The following is a 19083-nucleotide window of genomic DNA, read 5'->3' as shown; positions in this document are numbered from 1 at the left end:
AGAAAGACCAGTGAAACGACAATTTAAGAACCAATACTCTGTGATGTTACCCGCCCTGCTTTATGCAGGGGTTGCCGTGGCAGGCACCACTGTCTATACCACAGACAGTGATTTTGATCTGGGCACCTTGAATTCCGTCAATCATGATGCACCGAACAACAACCAGATTCAGTTAAATGTCATCGGGGATACTTTTCCCGTCCTATGGGTGGCCAACGCGGGCGAGGATACTATGTCCCGTATCGATACCGATGGAGCGGGCGGCAGCGGTTGTGAGGAAGCCAGGTACCTTACCGCCTTTGGCGATCCCAATACCCTGGCCAATCATGGCGCTTTTTCAGGACCTGCCCCCTCAAGAACGGCAGTGGATACAGAAGGCAATGTCTATGTGGCCAATCGGCACTTCTCCGGGGGACGTCGACCAGAGCTGCTTAAGATTGCCGTCGAAGGAGGGGTGGACAGGAATGGCAATGGTGTAATCGATACCTCCAGTGACGCCAACAACGACTGTATGATCACACCAGATGAAATGTTGCCGGTCATTGATGACAACAATGACGGTATTACCCAAATCAGCGAGTTCAGGGATGAACGTGTCATCTGGATATCAGAATATGGCGACCCGGGCGACTTGGGGCGATCCTTGTGCCTGGGCACAGATGGCAGCCTCTGGGCCGGGACCTATAGCGGCAGGGAATATTTCCGCTTCGATCAGAACGGCAACATACTGGCTGGCCCCATCAGCACCAGCGGGGCAACCAACTACGGTTGTGCTGTTGATTCAGATGGAACACTGTGGGGCGCTACCCTTGCATCAACACTGGTCGAGCTGGACACCAGCAGCAACTCGTGGACCCAGAATATTAACGGCCAGAGCAACTACGGCATTGGGCTGGGCAATAACCGGGTCTACCTGGGAGGCACCTTACATGCCTATGACCCGGCCAATGGCACATTTCAGTTCAATGTAGCTGGGGGTGGCACCGGGGTCGCGGTGGATGGCGACGGGGCTGTATGGTATGGCACTCCAACTTTAAGAAAATTCGTTACCTTGCCTTCGGGCGATCTGAATACCACTCCGTCCTGTTCGGTCAGCACTCTGGGTGGACGGGGACCCATAGTAGGCAAAGGCGGCCGTATCTGGACCATTAACCTCAACAGCAACAGTGTCTCCCAGTATGACAGTAACTGTAATTTCATCTCTACCATCCCAGTGGGGCGTTCTCCCTATACCTACAGCGATGCCACCGGCTTCGGGGCGAGAAATCAAACCGACCCAACGGGCATATGGACAGTCATTACTGACGGGGGGGCAACAGGCACCGAGTGGGACCTGATTAGCTGGAACAATGAGCCGGAAGGCTTAATTCCTGCCGGGGCCAGCATCGAAGTGGAAGCTCGCGCAGCCAATTCAGTTGGTGGTCTCGGCCTGCTTGCTTATATGCCTGTGCTCAATAACGTACCTGGTCTCGGTATAACGGGCCAGTTCATCCAGATCCGCACTGTCCTGAGGCCAAATGCCAATGAAGAGTCACCAATTCTCTCAGATCTGCGGGTTTCCACTGTGGTGACTCAAGAAGGAAGCTGCGACAACAATAGTGATGGTGAAGTGAACAGCATAGATATCGCCAATATCAATGCCAATCGCAATATGTCCGTGCCGCCCGGCGACCCCATTTTCGACCTGGACGCAAACGGCGTTATCAATGTGTTGGATTCAAGGATCTGTGTGCTGCAATGCGACAATTCGCGTTGTGCCATCAGTCCGCAATAAGTTGCTTTCTCTAACCGTAAGAAGGAACAAAATATGAAGAAGTTACTACGAACTTTACTCCTGTGGGTGGGTTTTTCCCTACCCGGCTTTGCCTTGGCCAACCCTATCCTCATGTTGGATCCTGTCTATACTGAAGGATCTCTGGGCGATGTCATTACTATTGACATCTTGTGGGATGGTTCAGCGGATCCAGAGTACCTGGGTGCCTGGGACATTGATCTGGCGTTTGACTCTTCCATCCTCACCTTTACCGGTGCCACCTTTGACTTCGGTGTCGATTCCCTGGGCTGCATTCAGGGCTTGAGTTGCGATGCCCTTACCCTGGGACCGGGACTGATTGATCTCTACGAGTTTTCATTCGATGAAGCCGCCACTTTAATGGCGAACCAGGATGGGTTGGGCAATATGTTCCTCCTGGCCTCACTGAGCTTTGACGCCATAGGTGAGGGGCTGACTTCGGTGGCCTTTACGGGTAATTTACTGACCTTTGGCGATGAGCTGGGGGATGAGATTTTCCCGACTTTAATGAATGCCAGCGTGTGTATTGGCAACAACGGCTGCATACCTACCCAGATCCCGGAACCCACAGGGCTACTGTTGTTCCTGGCAGGATTGTTTGTCCTTGGTATAAGAAAAAGGTCACTCAAATGACAGATGGGAAAACCCGGCCAAAGCCGGGTTTTTTATGTCCCGTCAAAAAGTACCGGACAACCCTACAATCCAGTTTCTTCCTGCTTCATTCTGTCCTGATCCGTGTATCCGGTAATCCTTGTCCAGCAGGTTTTCAAGGGCAATATACAGCGTCAACTCTGGTTTAAACTGATAGCCTGCACGCAGATTGATCACACCGTATCCCGGCGTCCCGCCGGGGGGAATCCGGTCCGTATCCGACTGATCCCGACTGGATAACCTGTCTGCCCTGTCCACCAATATCCAGTCCCCGCTTGCGGTCCAAAGCTGGTCGCTGGACAAATATTGGAAGCCGAACCTCAGCCAGGTGGGCATCAATCTGCTGTCATATTCTCTTTCAACGATGGGGGCAGAGGTAGGAAAGGTATCAATCTTTCCATCCACATAAGAAATTGCCGCCGATGCGGACCAGTTTCCTGACAGCCAGTAGCGCGTCTGGGCTTCTAACCCTTTCACATACCCATCGCCAACATTTTTCTTGGTGATTTCAAACTCCCCGTCCTCATTTGTTTCACCGGTTGGCACACGCTGTATCTGATCGCGAACGTCCATGTAGTATGCGCCAACCTCCCAGGTGAAATCGGCCTCCGTCCCCTTCAATCCCAGGCTGAAGTTGTTATAGTGTTCAGAGTTCAGATCCGTGGCCGGTATTTCAAATTCATTCGTTCTGGCACTGTCAAAGCGGGTCATATCTGACAGGTTGGGCGCCCTGAATCCTTGAGCCACTCCCGCATACATCACCTTGGTGTCATTCAGCTTGTAGTGAAACATCAGATTGCCCACCGTATGACTCCAGGATTCATCCAGTTGCATGGCCACGCCGGTTTCCGGATCGCTGACCCTGTCAGCATCCAGGCGCATATGGTTGAAACGCACCCCGGCAAGCAGATCCAGGCGTGTTGTCAGCGGCTTCCTGGCCTGTAGGTAAATTCCGTGCCATTGGTACTGGGCATCATCGGCAACCGGGCCCTGGATGGGATTACTGGTAGAGAAACTGTCAACTTTATCCAAATAGCTTTCAAAGCCATAGGTCAGGCGCGTATCTTGCCAACTGGAGCTAAACTGGCCTTGCAGGCCAAGTGTATGAGTATTCACTCCCTGGCGATCAAAACGATCGCGGGTCCGCTCCCTTTCGCGGGTCTCCTCCTGATGGTGCCATGACAGGGTAAAGCTGGCATCTGCCACCCACTGCCACGGCTCCTTGGCACTGAGGCGCACATAGACCAAATCACGTTGATGGGTCAAATCCCGCCTGAGCTCATCGCCAATGGTAGTACCGGCAAAGCTGGTGGAATAAATGGTCTGATGGGTGCGCGGCACATCATCCTGACGGGTATGGAAGGCCGCAGCCGTCATCAGCCACTCAGAATTCAACCGAGTGGCCCATTTGATATCGGCGTTGCGTTCCTGGTAGCCGGTGTTGGGCTGTGGCATATCATTGCCACGGGTCAGATCACCAAAATCCTTGTAGGTGGCACCTGCTACCAAGGCATTACCCTGCCCTTCAACCGATGCACTGACCCTGGCCACATTGGAATGTTCAGCAGTAGAGTGACGCAGAAAATAATCCACTTGGCTGTCGCTGTATGGTAAATCCGGATCCAACTTGCTGGTAAATACCTGCACCGTCCCACCTATCGCATCTGCCCCATATAATGCCGATGCGGGTCCCCTGACCAGTTCCAGTTCGCTAATTGAGTAGGCGTCCACCGTATTCCAGTACTGATTAGGGCCATCCCTGAAAGTCGAATTATTCAAGCGGATACCGTCGACCAACATCAGGGTTCTGAATCCGGTAAATCCTCTGATATAAGGGGAGCCTTGCCCATAAGAGGTTTTCTGCACCATAACGCCGGCTACCTGCTCAAATAGTTCGGGTACAGATCGATATAGCTGCCGCCTGATCTCCTGACCTGTGATCTTTTCCACTGAGTAGGGCGTTTCCAATTGCGCAGTGGGAATTCGTTCGCTGGTGATATAAATCACTTCCATATTGGGTTCGGGAGCTGTGAAGTCAGCAGCAGCGGAAGTGCCAGCCAACAGAAAGGTGCAGAATGCAAGGCATTGTTCCATAGGGCCCTACCTGGGCTTGATTATTATTAATCAATACTTAAATAAAGCACAAATCCGCAAAAATTAAATAGTATTTTAAAATACCTCAAAGCCTGTTCCCAGTAAGCATCTGACAAACAAGACCTATACAAACCCGCTTTTCTACACATTTTCGACATCTGACAGATACAAGTTGCTTTACAGACCTGTTGGCGCAATACAGTTAGGCAATCTTTACACCCATTTGGCCAGAAGGAAGAAAGCTGGCGACATTTTTGTTAGAGTACGTCGCATTTTGCAACCAACTTGGGGGAAATCGATGCAGCAAGTCGTTCAGATCCAACCCGCGGAACACTATCGGGCTCCTGTCTTTCAGGCCTATCAACACAGACAAATAGACAAAATAGAAGCGTTGAAGCAGCTTCCCCAACATCTGCGTTTCCAGATGAAGGTGGTGGCAAGTGTCTTTCCTTTCCGGGTTAATAACTTTGTGGTCGAACAATTAATCGATTGGAGCAAAGTGCCGAATGATCCGATCTTCCAGTTGACCTTTCCACAACGAGGCATGCTGGATGATGAATCCTACGCCAGAATGGCTTCATTGCTTCGCACCGAGCCGAGTTCAGAGCAGATCATGGCCCTGGCCGAGCAAATCCGCGCCAAACTCAATCCCCACCCCGCCGGCCAGACCGAGCACAACGTACCGGAGCTGGAAGGCGAGCGGGTGTGGGGCATGCAACACAAATACCGTGAAACCGTGCTCTTCTTTCCCGCGCAGGGCCAGTACTGTCATTCCTATTGCACCTTCTGCTTTCGTTGGGCCCAGTTTGTGGGGAAGGCGACCCGTTTCAACAATAATGATGCCGATGAGCTGCACCGGTATCTTAAGGCCAACAGACAGGTGACAGATTTACTTCTTACCGGTGGCGACCCCATGGTCATGCGTACGGTCAAGTTCGAGCGGTATCTTGACGCCCTTACCCGCCCTGAATTTGACCATATCAGGACCATTCGAATCGGCACCAAATCCCTGACTTTCTGGCCCTACCGCTATGTGACTGACCCGGATGCCGAAGAGTTTCTGGCCCTTATCAGCAAACTGGTCAGGGCCGGTAAGCATGTGTCCTTTATGGCCCATATCAACCATGTGCAAGAGCTGCGTACCGACATTACCCGCGAAGCCATTCGGCGTATTCGCGCCACCGGTGCACAGATCCGCTCCCAGGCACCGCTGCTTAACCATATCAATAACGACGCAGACATGTGGGCGCAGATGTGGAAGGAGCAGACCCAGCTTGGCATCATTCCCTACTATATGTTCATCGAACGGGACACGGGCGCCAAGCGTTACTTTGAAATCCCCTTGCATCAGACCTGGGAGATCTTCCGGCAGGCTTACCAGCAGATTTCGGGAGTCAGCCGCACCGTACGTGGTCCTTCCATGAGTGCCGGCCCGGGTAAGGTTGAAGTAACAGGTGTCACTCAGATAAAAGGCGATAAAGTGTTTGTCCTGCGCTTTATCCAGGCGCGGAATCCCGCCTGGGTTCAAATCCCCTTCTTCGCCGAGTATGATGAAGGCGCAACCTGGCTGGATGATCTGAAACCGGCCTTTGGTGAAGACAAATTCTTCTGGCAGGAAGAATATGAGGCCATGCTGCGGGCTGATTAGCCTGGCACAGCGGCTAAACAAAACCCCGGCTTACCGGGGTTTTGTGTTCTAAAGCTGGCCAAAAGCGGTGGAATGACCGGTGGATTTAAGCCACCGCTGGGTGATGGTCTTGCGCTTGGTATAGAAACGTACCCCGTCCGGACCGTAAACAAGCAGATCGCCAAACAAGGACTGTTTCCAGCCGCCGAAACTGTGGAACGCCATTGGCACGGGCAGCGGCACATTGACCCCCACCATGCCGGCCTGCATCTGACTGGTAAATTCACTGGCGGCCGCGCCGCTCTCGGTAAAAATACAGGCGCCGTTGCCATATTCATGTTGATTGGCCAGGGTCAGGGCTTCATCCAGGCTGTTGACCCGGACCACGGACAGCACCGGCCCGAAGATTTCCTGCTGGTAGCAGCTCATACGGGGTTGTACATGATCGACCAGACTCGGTCCGACGAAACAGCCACGCTCTGGCAGCAGGGGGGATTGTCTTCCGTCCCTGATCAGCGCCGCCCCCTGCCCATGGGCCTCGTCGAGAGCACGGCCGACGCGCTGCACCGCCATTTCGTCAATCAGCGGTCCCATATCGGCCTCCTGCTGCTGGCTGCCTGCAACCTTGAGTTCATCCAGCCTGGGCAACAGATGCTGAATGAGTCTGTCAGCCGTCCCGTCCTCTACGCAGACCGCCACGCTGATGGCCATACAGCGCTGACCGCTGCCACCATACGCTGCCCCAATCAGGGTAGATGCAGCATTGTCCAAATCGGCATCGGGCATGATGACGGCGTGATTTTTAGCCCCGCCCAGCGCCTGCACCCGCTTGCCGCCAGCCGCCGCACGCTGATAAATAGCCTTAGCGGCCGCTGTGGAGCCGACAAAGCTCACCGCCTGAATATCCAGATGATCGATCAACAGTTCTGCCGTGTTCCTGTTTCCGTGCACCACAGAGAAGACGCCGGCGGGCAGTCCGGCCTCTGCCAGCAATTCAGCCAGACGGTTAGCGACCATTGGCACTTTCTCTGACGGTTTGAGAACAAAAGCGTTGCCACAAATAAGTGCCATGGGGATCATCCACAAGGGCACCATGGCCGGAAAATTGAAGGGTGTGATGCCCAGCACCACCCCCAGAGAGTGAAACTCCGACCAGCTGTCGATATCACCGGACACCCGGCGGCTATGTTCGCCCTTGAGCAATTCAGGCGCGCCACAGGCATATTCCACGACTTCCAGACCCCGTTGCAGTTCACCTTTGGCATCGGCCAGGGTCTTCCCATTGTCCAGGCTGATGAGTTCAACCAGTTCATCATGGTGGGCGCTTATCAGGCCACGAAAGTTGAACATTATTTGGGCACGCTTATGCACCGGCTGGGCTGCCCAGGCCTTCTGGGCCTGAACGGCGGCAGCCACTGCCTGGTTGACCGTACCGAGGCCCGCCACCGGCACCCTGGCCAGCAAGGTCCCGTCTGCCGGATTGAGGTCGTCCAGACAGGTTTCGTCCGCCTGGTAGGCTTGATTGTTTATCCAATGAGAAAGACTCTGCATCAATTCAGTCCTTGCTGTCGGGCATACTGCTGGATGGCGTCGGCCACCCGGGAAAAGATTTCGTGAATGTCCTGCTTGCTACAGATAAAAGGCGGGGCGAAGCTCAGGTTATTCCCGCCAAAACGCACATAGACCTCTTTATCCCAGCAAAGGGCGCTGATTTCGCTGGCCCGTTTAGTGGGATGAGCCGGATCCGATTGGATCTGTATGGCCCCGGCCAGGCCGATATTGCGAATGTCTTCCACCAGCGGCAGGCCCTTAAGGTCATGTATGGCATCCTCAAACACCTGACTCAGTGACCTCACCTGCTCCATTAGTGAAGGTTGATTCAGCTGTTCCAGACTGGCCATGGCCGCTGCACAGGCCAGCGGGTGTGCCGAATAGGTATAGCCATGGGGAAACTCAATCATAAAGTCATCGCCGGGTTGATCCATCATGGTCTGATAAATATCACGGCTGGTGATCACCGCCCCCATAGGCATAATACCGTTGGTCAGGGCTTTGGCGCAGGTCAGCATATCCGGCTGCACAGCGAAATAGTCGGCACCAAACACTGTGCCCATGCGGCCAAAGCCGGTTATCACTTCATCAAAAATCAGCAGAATATCGTGCTGATCGCACAACGTGCGCAAACGCTTCAGGTAACCGGATGAGGGTACGATAACCCCGCCCGAACCGGCCATGGGTTCCACCATAACCGCCGCAATATTACTGGCATCCTGCACCTCCAGAATCTGCAGCAGGGCATCGGCCAGATAGTCCCCTTCCTGGGGCAAACCACGGCTGAAACGGTTTTCGGTCAGCCAGGTATGAGGCAAATGATAGGCATCCAGGGTTTGGCCATAAACTTTGCGATTGGGACCTATGCCACCGACGGAAATGCCGCCGAAATTTACCCCGTGATAGCCCTTGGCTCGGCCTATGAACTTGGTTTTTTCCGGCTTGCCCCTGGCCCGCCAATAGGCCCGGGCCAGTTTGAGCGCCGTATCTGCAGCTTCAGAGCCCGAGTTGCAATACAGCACATGGTTAAGATCCCCGGGTGCCATTCCGGCAATCTGCTCGGATAACTGAAAGGCCAGGGGATGGCTGACATTAAAGGCGGGTGCATAGTCCAGTTGGCTGAGCTGATGGCTGATGGCCTCACTGATCTGCCGGTTGCCATGCCCAAGGGGCGTACACCAAAGGCCGGACAGGCTGTCGTAGAGCTTATGTCCCTGGGGTGTATGGTAGAAAATCCCTTCTGCCTTGCTGACCAGCTTAGGGGCCTGATGAAAACGCCGGTTGCTGGTAAAGGCCAGCCAATGATGACGCATGGTTTCGCCGGTGGGCACAGTGGAGCGCATAAACCCTCTCTGATTGACTTTTGCGTGAATTTAAGTGAAAACCTTTATTCGGTAAATTTCCAACTGATACAGTTCAGTTTCGATTTTATTAAACAAAAAGAAGTGTCCCATCATGCTCAATCAACGCAAGCTGCGCCAGGTCAGCAATCTGGATCTGAAACTGCTCAAAACCTTTATCGCTGTGGTCCAGGCCGGCAGTTTTACCGGTGCAGAGGGGGTGTTGAACCTGAGCCGATCGGCTATCTCCATCTATATCTCTGACCTGGAAAAACGACTGGGCATGAAGCTTTGTTCCCGCGGCCGCGGCGGATTCAGCCTGACCCTGGAAGGTCAGACCGTCTATGATGCCGCTCTGCGACTGATGGGGGCCGCCGAACAATTCCAGGATGAGGTCAATAATACCTATTCTGTGCTCAAGGGGGAGCTGAATATCGGCATCATCGACAACCTGGTAACCATCCCCCACCGTACCATCAGTAAGGCCTTATCCACCCTGAAACGCACCAGTAAGGAAGTCAGGGTCAATATCCGTATGAGCAACCCGGCCGATATTACCCTGGCACTGCTGGAAGGGGAGCTGGATGTGGGGGTGATGCCCAGCCTGACCCCCATCGACGGTCTGAAACTCAAGCCTCTGTACAGTGAAACCAGTTCCTTGTACTGCTCCGATGAGCACCCTCTGTTTGACCAGCAGGAGTCGGTAAAAAGCATCCAGCAACATGCGGCGGTTCTGCCGGTGTACGCCGAGCAGATGAACCTGCCGGATCTGTTTGACAAGCTGCAGGTCGCCGCCACTTCAAATGACCGGGAGGGCGTGGCCTTTCTGGTCCTGACCCATGAGTATATCGGTTTTTTGCCCGATCATTACGCCAGCCGCTGGGTAGACAAAGGGGAAATGCGGGCACTGCTGCCCAGACAGTTCAACTACAGCACAGACTTCTACATCGCTACCCGCCAGGCACAGCGCAACAGGCGGGTGCTTGATGTGTTCCTGCAGGCACTGGAAACGCTCTGAATCCAAGCCTGGGAGTATGGCTATCCCTCGTACAGCTCCAGCGGCAGACCATCCGGGTCGGCAAAGAAGGTGTATTTTCGGCCGGTATACTCATCCACCCGGACAGGCTCCACATCGATGCCCTGCCCTTGCAGCAGACTGACCGTCTCTTCCACCGACGCCACCACAAATGCCAGATGGCGTAAGCCCTGGGCTTCTGGACGACTGGGTCTTTTCGGCGGATTCGGGAAAGAAAACAGCTCCAGTTGACCGCCTTCGGGCAGGCGCAAGTCCAGTTTCCAGGAATCCCGCTCGCTGCGGTAGTTCTCGGCCAGGATCTCCAGCCCGAGCACCCGGCAATAGAAATCCTTTGAACGCTGGTAATCACCGCAGATGATCGCAACATGATGAATAGCTTTAAGCATGGTGTTTGGGGTCACTCTCTCGTTAACAAGTGACAGAATAACACCCTTTAACCTTCTGCCAGCGACCTCCACCACACAATAGTTCTGTTCAACTATAAATCAATCATCTTGCCTTTCTTATTGCGCTCGGCCACGACCTTAGCTTGCAGTTCTTCTACCCAGGCGGCGGCCGCCTGCTCTGCCTTAGCGGCCCGTGCCACATCCATCAAAATCACAAAAAAACCCATCAGCAGGCCACCGCTCTTTCCTTGAAGGCTGTAGTACATAAATGAGGCACACTCAGAAAAATCGCCGATATCGGCATCTCTGTAACGGGATTCCTGAATCCGGCGTAATACAGATTTTGCATCCGGGTTCATGGCAAAGCTTTTCATATTGTTCTTGTTTTCGGCGATACATTGTTTTCGTCCCTCAGGGAAGAACCAAACAAATTCCCTGTCGCCCCGATGGCTGTCAGCAGGCGGACCATACTTATCCAGCAGACTCTGCCTGAATCTGTCCAGCGGTGGCGCATTCTCCACCTGCGACAGGTAGCGGCGCACACCGTAAACTGCAGGCCCGGTTGGCATAGAGGTGAAATAGACCTCCAGTTTTTCATGGTTATTGTCCACATAAAAATAGGTAACAGAGGGATCAGTGTTAAAGCGGGTTTCACCGTCTGTATAGGTAAAATAACCATTTTGGATGTCTATCTGGCTGTTCGGATGGCGGGCTTTTAACACCTGCTCGACCTGCTGGGGGCTCATACCCAGTTCAATACCCAGTATATCCATTCCCTGGCCCTGAACCGGACAATGGGAGAAGCAGAGGACCAGCGTCGTAATGACAGCTAACCCTTTGTTTTGTATTAACCGTATCATATTGTCGTCATCCTGCGTGAAGTTTAACAGTTAAAACGCGCAGAATGAGTATAGGCGGGCTTTGCGAATATGAAAAAACACAGCAATTGGAATTAATCCAGCCAACAAACTGGGACTTTGAACATAAAAAAAGGGCCTGAAAGGCCCTTATGAATTCTGAGGCAGTTAATTCACAAAGTCTTCGTTTGCCTTGACCGTCAGGGGGTGATAACCGGATTTCGCTTCCTCGAAGGCTTTTTTAGCGAAGGCCTTACCCTCCGGGGTCTCTGACAGAGCCTTGTACAGGGGCTTGACCAGTTTGTTACGACCGATACTGACCAGATAGTTATGCAGCCTGTCAAAGGCCGGCGTATACCAGTTGTTGATTGCCATCAGCAGCCAGCTATGGGCTATCTCATTGTTGCCCACCTGGGTCAGGGAGAAGGCATTGTCCAGTTCGGTCAATTGCTCCTTGTTCAGCTCATCAGGCATATTGTTCAGGAAATACAGCCACTGGTGGGTATTCCAGTCCTGCGTATCGATATCTGCGGCCGGGATCTCACCAGCCAGCCACATTGCCCTGGCATTGTCCACTCTGGCAAAGGCATCTGACTGGGCCACCGGCGCCCCGGCGGGGATACCGGGCTCATAGATCCACTGGTTAATTCTGTCCCAGGACAACTTGTCCCCATGCTCCTTGTACAGGGTGTCCTGCAGGTATTGAACGAACGTATCGGTGGTGATGCTTTGAAAGGCAAAATGTTCAAAGTATTGCATCAGGAAACGGTCAAAGGCTTCGCGGCCGACTTTCTGCTCCAGTTCCCGGGCGAACAAGGCGCCCTTCTCATAAGGAATATCAGAGAATACCTCGTCCGGGTCGCGGCCCCGCAGATCGATGGCCAGCACCTCGTCCTGCTCAGGCAGGGCTTCGATGTCTGACTCCAGAGACTGCATGCCCAGCACGAACTCCATCTGTTCACGCTTTTCACCGTAAATCATCTCCATAATCCGATAAGTCAGATAGGTGGTAAACCCCTCGTTCAGCCACAAATCACGCCAGGTGGCATTGGTCACCGTATTGCCCGACCAGGAGTGCGCCAGTTCATGGGCGATCAATGACACCAGACTCTTGTCCCCGGCGATCACCGTAGGTGTGATAAAGGACAGGCGCGGATTTTCCATGCCACCGAAAGGGAAAGACGGCGGCAGGATCAGCAAGTCGTAACGATCCCAGCGGTAATGACCAAACTTCTTCTCGGTCACCATCAGCATGGCTTCAGTGTCTTCAAACTCTTGGGCGGCCGCTTCCAGTACCGAGGGCTCGGCATAGACGCCTGTGCGTTCCCCCATGGACTTAAACTCCAGGTTACCCACAGCCAATGCAATCAGATAGGAAGGAATCGGCTGAGGCATATTGAAATGGTACTCGCCATCGCGCTCTGTATCGGGATCGTTGGAGGCACTCATCACCGCCAGCAACTCTTGGGGTGTGCGGATGGTAGCCTGATAGGTCATTCTGACCTGGGGCGAGTCCTGCAGGGGGATAAAACTCCTGGCATGAATGGCCTGGGCCTGGGTAAAGAGAAAGGGGTGCTGCTTACCGGCTGTCTGCGCCGGTGTCAGCCACTGCACGCCGGAGGCATCGGGTGAGGTCTGATAATCTATCGTTACCACATCGGCCTCGGCGGGCACCTGAATGGTCAGCGCGCTGCCCAGCACCGGGTCTTTCTCACCCAGTTCATAGGGTACAGCTTTGCCTTCAACGGTGACACTGTCGATGGCCAGATCGCGGGTATCCAGCACCAGCTCTGAAGCGCCCTCTTCCATGCGCACAAACTGCAGGGAGGCCTGGCCTTTGAGGATCTGCCTGGCAAAATCCACTTCCAGATCCAACGCCAGGTGGGTTACTTTGATCTCATCCGGGTTGGCAAATGAATGATAGTCAGTGCCAGGCTCAATCAATGCTGCTGCAGGATCGCCTGCCACGGCCACGGACACGTCGGTCTGCTCAGTATTCTGCGGCATTTGTGGCGGCTTGTTGCAGGCCACCAATGTTACCGACAAGAGCAGCGGCATAAAAAGGCTTCTGATTTCCATCCTGTATCCTTAAGTTGTTATTATGTCTGCTAAATTCTGACATATTTCGCCCCGGCTCAGGAATAGGCTGGGACAAACGAATCATTTGCCGGGGTCCGCAGGAGTTTACATGACAGTATTTTATATTCTGGGGGCGCTGTTTGTGGCGCTGTTTATCCTGATCCCATTGCTGGAGCGCTCCAAAACCCGTTTCAGCAACGAGCAGGTCGCCAAGCTCAGCCGGTGGATCTGGCCCCTGATGATGCTGCTGTTGATTATCCAGCTGGTCCGTTATCTGGTAATGGACTGATTATCCGGAATCCCGTCATTTATTAATCTGGGACAAAGTTTTGTAAGATTTCCCAGGCACAATAGCGGCAACCTATTCTTCTCATCTATCCAGGAGCCGCCATGCCCACTCACTCTAAGCACCGTGTTTATCTGCCAGCCACGGCCAAGTCCAATCAATACCTGCTGGCCGAACTCAAGGTCGATGAAACCTTCTATGCCAACTACCCGGATGCCGCTTCGTGCTATCAGCAGATAAGCACTGCACTGTTCAGGCTAGCCGACGAGGCCGGCCTGTTCAATGTCCATATGATAGCCAACGACAAGCTGCCAGTGGTCCGCTATCACCAGGAGGCCCTGAGCTTCCAGACTGAAAAACAGATCCTGTTTTTCTACGATCCAGCCTGCCATGAAGCGCAGAACCTGTACGCCAAAGAAGGGTATCAGGCACGCAAACTGCGCTTCCTGTTTCTCGCCACCGGGTCGGATATTCGCGCCCACGCCGCCAGTTTCCACCAGCAGGTGGTCCGCACGTTGGGCCGACTGACTGAGACGCTGCCTGGTAATAACCTGGCCATGAAAATCCGCGACCATCAGCATCTGTCCTACGACTTGTTTACGGCAGCCAAGGGCCATAAGGAAACCTATGGCTACAAGCTGCGTGGTCTGCCCCCAAGATATGAGGCCAGGGGCTGCACCCTGCCGGCCAGCCATTCCGCCATCAGCTATGTGACAGTCAACCTGCCCCTGACCCGGCAGTTAAAACAGAAATATCTGCAGGACGGGCACAGTTTTGCATCGCTGTATCTGGCCCTGGAGGAGTGCTTCCAAAAGGCAGCTGCAGACAAAAGGCTCAGTCGTATCGCCATGGTCGCCAACGGGCTGACCCCGCTGGTGCGCAACAGCCAGGTGGACAAAACTGAACGTAACAACGAACTGCAGAAAATCAGCTTTGACCCGGATGCCGAAGAGCAGCAATTCCATGCTTACTGGGACGCCACCAATCTGGTGGAAACCGCACACTTTATCATTGTGGCCGGTAAGGAAGATCAGACGGAAATGGGCTACGGCTATTTTATGAACCGGGTGGAAGAGGCGTTGAAAGCCTTCGCCAAACAGTTGGCGCTGGATCCTCTGCGCAACGATCTGATTGTGCGTTTTCACCAGCACATCAGCTATATGGCCTGAACCAACAAAAGGGCCGGTCTGTGGACTGGCCCTTGTTCAATTTGGACTGGAACCGGGCCCGGTCACTTATTTGTGCAGCGGTCCCAACTTGTCCATCAAAGGTCCTATCCCCTCCAAAGCCGTTGACTTTGAGTCCTGGTGGCGCTGATCTTTAAATTCCTGATACTGAACCTGTAAATCAAACAAATGCTCCACGCCCAGATAATGACTGACAGTCCTGATATGGGGCACCAGATGGTTCATTTGCTGCCGGATCCCGCCGGCTTCAAAGCCAAACTCACCGGTGGAGGACAACACCACCATGCTTTTTCCCGACATAATGGGCGCCAGGGGAAAGTCTCCTCGGGTCAGATCGAAACTAAAGGTCTTGTTGATCCGGATTACCTGATCGAACCAGGCCTTCAAAGCCGCCGGCATACCGTAGTTATACATAGGGGTGGAGAGCAAAATGATGTCTGCTCTGGCCACTTCCTCGATCAGGGTATCGGACAAGGCCAGGATTTGCCGTTGTGCTTCGGTTCGCTGCTCTGTCGGCGTGAAACAGGCGGCAATCCAGTCCTCGCTGATAAACTCCGGCGGCTGGGCGCCCAGGTCTCGCCTGATCCATTCATCCTGAGAATATTTCATCTTCCACCTCTGTTCAAAGGCAGTCGCCAACTGTCTGGAAACAGACCCCCTGGATGAATCCTGCGTGTTAACTCCACGGGCACTGGCATCTATTCTTAGTAAGGTTGTCATAAGTCGTCTCCGGTTTTCTGAAGGACCTATTTTTGAGAAAACCCTTGCCTATGACAAAGGAGACTTTCTACACTACAGATGAATTAATCTCATCTTTATGGCTATGACAGAACTTCCCTCACTGAATGCAATCCGAGTCTTCGAAGCGGCGGCCCGCCGGGGTAGCTTTAAAGCGGCGGCCGGGGAGTTACATCTCACCCCGACGGCCGTATCCCATCAAATCCGCTCCTTGGAAGACTGGTTCGGCTTCCGGCTTTTTGAAAGACATACCCGTGAGGTGCGATTAAACCAAGCAGGGGTGGCTCTGGCCGAGGCTGCCAGTAATAGCCTGAAGCAGCTGAAAAGCGCAGTGCAGGCGCTCAGGCAGCAGGATAACCGACTGGTCATCAGTTGTACTTCCTCTTTCGCAGCATTGTGGCTGATCCCCAGGCTGCAGTCCTTCCATCAACAGTATCCCGGTCCTGAAATAGAAGTACGTAGCGGTGAAACATTGGAATATAGCGGCGAAGCTAACTGCCTGCCTATTCGCTTCGGACATTCTGAGGGTAAGGCCCGGCAACAGATACTACACGATGAGAGCTATGGTCTGTTTGCCGCAAAGGGACTGGCGGGAAAGAGACTGGCAAAGGGGCAGTGGCCGGTCTTTCTGACCCGGTGGAAGAACGCCGATCTGCCACCCATACCCTGGAAAGACTGGCTGGCGGCACACCCTGGACTCCCTTCTCTGAGCGAACACTTTTATGACCAGGAACTCTATGGTATCCAGCAGGCCCTCGCCGGTCGTGGAGCGGTCTTTTGCTCGTCACTGCTGGTAGCAGAGTACCTGCACACCGGCCTGTTGCAGGCTATGGGTGAACCATTGGCGGAAACGGCTTTGTGCTATTACCTGCCTCAGCCAGAGACTGATTTGTCGGAACTGGCCCGGCTATTCACCGGCTGGCTCAGGCAGCAACTCAAAGACGACAAGGTGATATGAAAAGGCCACCCAGGCGGCCCCATACAGACACCCCGCTAGTCACGCCAGCGGCGGGTCAGATCCCCGTAGGCATCGATACGGCGGTCGCGAAAATAGGGCCAGATGCGCTTGACCTTCTCGGTACGGGCCAGGTCCAGCTCCACCAGCAGGGTTTCTTCCCTGTCTTCACTGGCCAGGGCCAGGATTTCCCCCTGCGGACCGGCAATAAAGCTCTGTCCCCAGAACTGAATACCACTATCCCCTTCCCTTGGTGAGGCCTCAAAACCTGTGCGGTTGGCCACAATCACCGGCAGGCTGTTTGCCACCGCGTGTGAGCGTTGAATGGTCTGCCAGGCATCATGCTGGCGCTTGCGCTCCTCGGGAGTGTCACTCATATCCCAGCCGATGGCAGTGGGGTAGAACAACATCTCGGCGCCGGCCATGGCCATCATACGCGCGCCTTCGGGGTACCACTGATCCCAGCACACCAGCACGCCCAGCTTGCCGACACTGGTATGGATGGGTTCAAAACCCAGATCGCCAGGGGTGAAATAGAACTTCTCGTAGAAGCCGGGATCGTCAGGAATGTGCATCTTGCGATATTTCCCTACCATACCGGCGTCCTTGTCGAACACCACGGCGGTGTTGTGGTACAGACCTGAGCCGCGCTTCTCAAACAATGACGCAATCAGTACGATATTCAGTTCGGCCGCCAGTGCGCCGAAATACTCGGTGGCAGGGCCGGGTATAGGCTCGGCCAGATCGAAATAGTCGGTATTCTCTTCCTGGCAGAAATACAGGGTGCTGTGCAGTTCCTGGAGCATCACCAGTTCCGCTCCTTCACCGGCCAGTTTCCTGACAAGTTCGGCACTCTTGCGCCAGTTGGTCTGCTTGTCGTTGTCAGCCATGCTTTGCTGAACCACACCTACTTTCAGTTTGCTGCTGTTACGCATAGATGGACACTCCCGCGCCTAGTTGCGCTATTACCTTATCTGTCAATGTACCTGTGGGCACCTGCATGCTAATGCAATGTAAACTGCCGAATTGTCTTACCAGCGGCAGGCAGTTGACCGCCACAATCTGGTGTCTGGGGTAAGCTTTGGCAATCACCTCCAGCGCCAGGTTGTCCTCTTCCTCACCGTAGATGGGACACAATACCTGCTGATTGTTAATCAGATAGTTGGCGTAGGAGGCCGGCAGTCGCTCACCCTCATCATAAATTTCCGGCAGCGGCAATTCGAAAATCTGATGGTCCGGCAGGGCCAGTCGGCATTCATCCACCAGGGCCCTGAGCCCTTCGTAGTGGCTGTCCTGGGGGCGGTTAAAGGCCGACTGCACCACCAGCCCCTTACCCGGGGTAAAGCGCACCAGGGTATCGATATGCCCGTCGGTGTCATCTCCTTCCAGATGGCCATGTTCGAAGATACTCACCCGCTCGGCGCCGAGAAAACTGCGGAACTGCTCCCGGTAGTCTTCCAGATTCATCGGACCGTTACGCTCGGGATTCTGCAGGCACAAAGCGGTGGACAGCAGATGACCCTGCGCATCGATTTCCAGGGCGCCGCCTTCGGCCACTAACTCGGCGCTCACCAGCGGCAGCTTGCACAAAACAGCCAGCACCTGGCGGTTGATCAGGTTGTCCTTGGCCGCATCAAACTTGTTGCCCCAACCGTTAAAGCGGTACTCTACCGGCTGCATGCCCTGATCTGACTGACAGGTCAGAAAACCATAGTCACGCACCCAGGTGTCATTAAAATCCGCCTTGAGTAACAAGACTTTGTCACCCAGGTTATCCCCGGCCAGAAACTCTTCTATGTCACTGTCCTTAATCAGCAGTAACACCCCGGTACCCTGTCGGTTGATGGCCCGGATCAGTTCCAGATAAACCCCGCGCACGGTTTCCAGCCAGGGAGCCCAGTCCGTATCGGCATGGGGCCAGGCCAGAATGATGGCTTCCTGAGGAGCCCATTCGGGCAGCAGACGACGTATATGAGTCATAATGATGGACAAAAGTGCTTTCGGTTGAAATTGCCGCCGATTATAGACGTTAGGCTATCCATTTCCATCCTCATATACCGGAGAGGACTAATTAGCCGGCGTGCTGAGCAGATAGACGCCAAGTCCCACGGTAAACAGGAAACTACCCCACAACATATGCTCAAACGCCACTAACAGGGTGGAGCGGGTCTGGGCATAGCGATAGCCGAACAACAGGCCGCCAATCAGTGACAACCCCACCGCTATCCAGTTTCCGTAAACTCCGTGGGCCAGGGAAAAGCTCAGGGTGCTCATCCCAAGCCGGCTGGTCTTGGACGGCAGAATCTGCTTGTAGCGGTGAAAAAAGAATGTCCGGAAAACCAGTTCCTGCGGCAATACTGAAACCAAGGGATAGAGCAATCGGGTAACCGGAGGTTTCTAGCCCCCAGTCCCCACAACACCCTGCATGCGGCTCCGCACAGGGCGTTTCACTCAGGGTAGTGAAGCTTGATCCATCCATCACGCAGTGAGACCAATCCAGCCTG

The 19083-nt window shown here is 54.0% G+C and carries 16 protein-coding genes and 1 pseudogene; 7 read left to right on the top strand and 10 right to left on the bottom strand.

Translation table 11 applies throughout. The annotated features are described in order from the left end of the window. The first annotated feature begins 10 nt into the window (after positions 1–10). The gene (locus J0A66_RS20600) at positions 11–1774 is read left to right on the top strand and encodes a hypothetical protein (RefSeq protein ID WP_206575754.1); all 1764 of its coding nucleotides are present in this window, start codon (positions 11–13) and stop codon (positions 1772–1774) included. Positions 1775–1807: 33 nt separating this feature from the next. Further along, positions 1808–2425 carry a PEP-CTERM sorting domain-containing protein gene (locus J0A66_RS20595; RefSeq protein WP_206575753.1) on the top strand — a complete coding sequence of 206 codons (618 nt, stop codon included), beginning with the start codon at positions 1808–1810 and terminating at the stop codon, positions 2423–2425. A gap of 42 nt (positions 2426–2467) precedes the next feature. On the opposite strand, the gene J0A66_RS20590 is transcribed toward J0A66_RS20595, so the two are convergent. Then, positions 2468–4537 (bottom strand): TonB-dependent receptor plug domain-containing protein, encoded by a 2070-nt coding sequence (locus J0A66_RS20590; RefSeq protein ID WP_206575752.1) that lies wholly within the window; start codon positions 4535–4537, stop codon positions 2468–2470. Between the two features lie 298 nt (positions 4538–4835). Between J0A66_RS20590 and J0A66_RS20585 the strand changes: the two genes are divergently transcribed. Then, positions 4836–6185 carry a KamA family radical SAM protein gene (locus J0A66_RS20585; protein WP_206575751.1) on the top strand — a complete coding sequence of 450 codons (1350 nt, stop codon included), beginning with the start codon at positions 4836–4838 and terminating at the stop codon, positions 6183–6185. 48 nt (positions 6186–6233) lie between these two features. Here J0A66_RS20585 and J0A66_RS20580 read toward each other — a convergent pair whose 3' ends face one another. Continuing rightward, positions 6234–7715, bottom strand: a complete 1482-nt coding sequence (locus tag J0A66_RS20580; protein WP_206575750.1) for a CoA-acylating methylmalonate-semialdehyde dehydrogenase — start codon at positions 7713–7715, stop codon at positions 6234–6236. Further along, positions 7715–9058 (bottom strand): omega-aminotransferase AptA, encoded by a 1344-nt coding sequence (gene aptA, locus J0A66_RS20575; RefSeq protein WP_206575749.1) that lies wholly within the window; start codon positions 9056–9058, stop codon positions 7715–7717. The genes J0A66_RS20580 and aptA overlap by 1 nt, the downstream gene beginning before the upstream one ends. A gap of 112 nt (positions 9059–9170) precedes the next feature. On the opposite strand from aptA, the gene J0A66_RS20570 reads away from it, so the two are divergent. Beyond that, on the top strand, positions 9171–10073 hold the full coding sequence (locus J0A66_RS20570; protein WP_206575748.1) for a LysR family transcriptional regulator: 903 nt from the start codon (positions 9171–9173) through the stop codon (positions 10071–10073). 20 nt (positions 10074–10093) lie between these two features. On the opposite strand, the gene gloA2 is transcribed toward J0A66_RS20570, so the two are convergent. The 3 genes from gloA2 to J0A66_RS20555 all read right to left on the bottom strand — a co-directional run bounded on the left by gloA2 (position 10094) and on the right by J0A66_RS20555 (position 13413). Continuing rightward, positions 10094–10477 (bottom strand): SMU1112c/YaeR family gloxylase I-like metalloprotein, encoded by a 384-nt coding sequence (gene gloA2 / locus J0A66_RS20565; RefSeq protein ID WP_206575747.1) that lies wholly within the window; start codon positions 10475–10477, stop codon positions 10094–10096. 92 nt (positions 10478–10569) lie between these two features. Beyond that, positions 10570–11337 carry a hypothetical protein gene (locus J0A66_RS20560; protein ID WP_206575746.1) on the bottom strand — a complete coding sequence of 256 codons (768 nt, stop codon included), beginning with the start codon at positions 11335–11337 and terminating at the stop codon, positions 10570–10572. 165 nt (positions 11338–11502) lie between these two features. Next, positions 11503–13413, bottom strand: a complete 1911-nt coding sequence (locus tag J0A66_RS20555; RefSeq protein ID WP_439098885.1) for a M1 family metallopeptidase — start codon at positions 13411–13413, stop codon at positions 11503–11505. 109 nt (positions 13414–13522) lie between these two features. Here J0A66_RS20555 and J0A66_RS20550 point away from each other — a divergent pair, with 109 nt between their 5' ends. Together J0A66_RS20550 and J0A66_RS20545 are read left to right on the top strand one after the other, a co-directional pair. Further along, complete coding sequence (locus J0A66_RS20550; protein ID WP_206575745.1) at positions 13523–13702, top strand: hypothetical protein; 180 nt, start codon at positions 13523–13525, stop codon at positions 13700–13702. Between the two features lie 101 nt (positions 13703–13803). Beyond that, positions 13804–14868: a DUF3083 family protein gene (locus J0A66_RS20545; RefSeq protein WP_206575744.1), complete on the top strand. Its 1065-nt coding sequence runs from the start codon at positions 13804–13806 to the stop codon at positions 14866–14868. 66 nt (positions 14869–14934) lie between these two features. On the opposite strand, the gene J0A66_RS20540 is transcribed toward J0A66_RS20545, so the two are convergent. Beyond that, positions 14935–15606: an FMN-dependent NADH-azoreductase gene (locus J0A66_RS20540; protein WP_206575743.1), complete on the bottom strand. Its 672-nt coding sequence runs from the start codon at positions 15604–15606 to the stop codon at positions 14935–14937. 103 nt (positions 15607–15709) lie between these two features. On the opposite strand from J0A66_RS20540, the gene J0A66_RS20535 reads away from it, so the two are divergent. Next, positions 15710–16582: a LysR family transcriptional regulator gene (locus J0A66_RS20535; RefSeq protein WP_206575742.1), complete on the top strand. Its 873-nt coding sequence runs from the start codon at positions 15710–15712 to the stop codon at positions 16580–16582. A 35-nt stretch (positions 16583–16617) separates the two neighbouring features. Here J0A66_RS20535 and J0A66_RS20530 read toward each other — a convergent pair whose 3' ends face one another. From J0A66_RS20530 to J0A66_RS20520, 3 genes and pseudogenes are all read right to left on the bottom strand, one after another. Continuing rightward, the gene (locus tag J0A66_RS20530) at positions 16618–17514 is read right to left on the bottom strand and encodes a carbon-nitrogen hydrolase (RefSeq protein ID WP_206575741.1); all 897 of its coding nucleotides are present in this window, start codon (positions 17512–17514) and stop codon (positions 16618–16620) included. Continuing rightward, the gene (locus J0A66_RS20525) at positions 17507–18559 is read right to left on the bottom strand and encodes an agmatine deiminase family protein (RefSeq protein WP_206575740.1); all 1053 of its coding nucleotides are present in this window, start codon (positions 18557–18559) and stop codon (positions 17507–17509) included. The genes J0A66_RS20530 and J0A66_RS20525 overlap by 8 nt, the downstream gene beginning before the upstream one ends. A gap of 87 nt (positions 18560–18646) precedes the next feature. Beyond that, positions 18647–18967: pseudogene (locus tag J0A66_RS20520) on the bottom strand (CPBP family intramembrane glutamic endopeptidase); the annotation flags it as partial. Positions 18968–19083: the final 116 nt, after the last annotated feature.

This window comes from Bowmanella dokdonensis, assembly GCF_017254865.1.
Lineage (GTDB): Bacteria > Pseudomonadota > Gammaproteobacteria > Enterobacterales > Alteromonadaceae > Bowmanella > Bowmanella dokdonensis.
This window is presented reverse-complemented; position numbering and strand designations above follow the sequence as displayed.